Origin of the sequence: Streptomyces sp. SID5910 (assembly GCF_009862125.1) — a bacterium.
Taxonomy (GTDB): Bacteria; Actinomycetota; Actinomycetes; order Streptomycetales; family Streptomycetaceae; genus Streptomyces.
On the sequence record NZ_WWHX01000159.1, the window covers coordinates 1 to 2,184 of the forward strand.

Sequence of the window (2,184 nt, forward strand, 5' to 3'; positions counted from 1 at the left end):
CTGGCGTTCCTGCGCGAGTACGAGGACGACCTGGTGCTGTGCGTCCACAACTTCTCCCGGTTCGCGCAGCCCACCGAGCTCGATCTGAGCGCCTTCGAGGGACGCCACCCCGTCGAGCTGTTCGGCGGGGTCCGTTTCCCGGCGGTCGGCGAGCTGCCGTACCTGCTGACCCTCGCCGGGCACGGCTTCTACTGGTTCCGGCTCCGCAAGGACGCCGCTTAGCCCCAGCCCCCGGGCGGGGCGGTTTCCGCCGCCCCGCCCGGGGCACGCATCAGTAACACCCCGTCGACCCGGGGAAAGGACGCGACGCCATGTCGGAAGCCGTCATACGCACCGTCACGAGCCCGCCCGGACTCCTTGCGTCCCTGGACCCGCTGCTGCGGGAATGGCTGCCGCGGCAGCGCTGGTTCGCGGGCAAGGGGCGCCCGGTCACCGGGTTCACGCTGGTCGCGGCCACCGAGCTGCTGCCGGCCGACGCCCGTCTCGGCCTCTTCCACGTGGTGGTGCGCGCCCACCAGCCGCTCGTACCGGCCCTCGGCTCGCCCGAGCAGCCGGGCGACTGCTACCAGCTCCTGATCGGGGTGCGCGAGGCGCTGCCGCCCCGGCTGGCGCCCGCGCTGATCGGGCACGTCACCGAGGGCCCGCTGGCCGGACGCACCGCCTACGACGCCCTGTACGACACCCGGCCCGCCGAGGTGCTGCTTGAGGCGCTGCGCTCCCGGGCCCGCGTGGGCGGGCTCCGCTTCGAGCGCGACCCGGACCAGGAGATCCGCACCGGGCTGGTGCCACGGCTGATGACCGCCGAGCAGTCGAACTCGTCGGTCGTCTATGGAGATACGTTCATTCTCAAGTTGCTGCGGCGGATCGTGCCCGGTATCAACCCCGATCTGGAGCTGCCGCTGGCGCTGGCCCGCGAGGGCTGCCCGCGGGTGCCCGCGCCCACGGGCTGGATGGTGGCGGACCTGACCGGGCAGACCTGGGTGCTGGGTGTGCTCCAGCCGTATGTGCAGGGCGCGACCGACGGCTGGGAGCTGGCCCTGCGGGAACTCGCCAAGGGTGAGGACTTCGCCGCCGAGGCGCGGGCGCTCGGCCGGGCCACGGCCGAGGTGCACACCGCGCTGGCCCGCGCCCTGCCGACGGTCACGCTCGGTCACAGCCAGCTGCGGCCGCTGGTCGACGGCATGCTCACGCGGCTGGAGGAGGCCGTCCACGCGGTGCCGGCCCTGCTGCCGCACGCGCCCGGGCTGCGCACGGCCTTCACGGCCCTGGCCGACCTGGCGGGCGAGGGCCGCACCTGGACCGCGCAGCGCGTCCACGGCGATCTGCACCTCGGCCAGTGCCTGCGGTCGCCCTCCGGGCAGTGGTCGCTGATCGACTTCGAGGGCGAGCCCGCGAAACCGCTGGCCGAGCGGCGGCTGCCGCAGCCGGCGGCGCGGGACGTCGCCGGGATGCTGCGCTCCTTCGACTACGCGGCGCACTCGGCCGAGGCCCCGGTGCCCGGCTGGGCCGAGACCTGCCGGGCCGCGTACTGCACCGGGTACGCGGAGGCCGGCGGCTTCGACCCGCGCACCGACCCGGTGCTGCTGCGCGCCTTCGAGACGGACAAGGCCGTCTACGAGGTCGTGTACGAGGCCCGGCACCGCCCCGACTGGCTCCCGGTGCCCCTGTCCGCGGTACGCCGCCTGGCCATGCCCGACCGGCCCGGCGTCACCTCTTGACCCCCTCTTCCCGCCCGCTCCTCGCCTAGGAGGCTCCGCCCGTGACCCCCCGCCCCCCGTCCAGCGGTCCGGATCCGAAGAAGACGGCCGAGGAGAAGCGCACCGCCCAGAACGCAGCGCCACCCCGGAAGAAGACGGCGGCGAAGAAGACCCCGGCGAAACCGGCGCCCGCGAAACCGGCGTCCGCGAAACCGGCGCCTGCCGAGTCGGCGACCGCGAAAAAGGCGCCCGTGACGAAGGCGCCTGCCGAGTCGGCGACCGTGAAGAAGGCAGCCGCGAGGAAGGCGTCCGTGAGGGAGGCGGCCGCCGGGGAGGCAGCGGCCAGGAGGACGGTGGCCGAGGGCACCCCGGCGAAGAGGGCGACCGCCAGGAAGGCGCCGGCGAAGAAGGCTCCCGCCAAGGAGACCCCGGCGGCGAAGGCTGCCGCCGAGAGGGCCCCGGCGGCGAAGACGCTCGCGCAGAAGAC

General features: G+C 74.6%; 3 protein-coding genes. 2 read left to right on the forward strand and 1 reads right to left on the reverse strand.

Features of this window, described 5'->3' with window-relative positions:
* Positions 1–222 (forward strand): alpha-glucosidase C-terminal domain-containing protein (locus GTW67_RS05715; RefSeq protein ID WP_202436859.1); only part of this gene is annotated, 222 nt, incomplete at its 5' end.
* A gap of 89 nt (positions 223–311) precedes the next feature.
* Positions 312–1,718, forward strand: coding sequence for a maltokinase N-terminal cap-like domain-containing protein (locus GTW67_RS05720; RefSeq protein ID WP_161163700.1), 1,407 nt, complete (start codon positions 312–314; stop codon positions 1,716–1,718).
* Between the two features lie 25 nt (positions 1,719–1,743).
* On the opposite strand, the gene GTW67_RS05725 is transcribed toward GTW67_RS05720, so the two are convergent.
* The coding region (locus GTW67_RS05725) for a hypothetical protein (RefSeq protein ID WP_202436860.1) at positions 1,744–2,184 on the reverse strand (441 nt) is incomplete at its 5' end.

Excerpts from the sequence above, each read along its gene's own strand:
- GTW67_RS05720 (WP_161163700.1), top strand. The coding sequence starts at position 312 with ATGTCGGAAGCCGTCATACGCACCGTCACGAGCCCGCCCGGACTCCTT.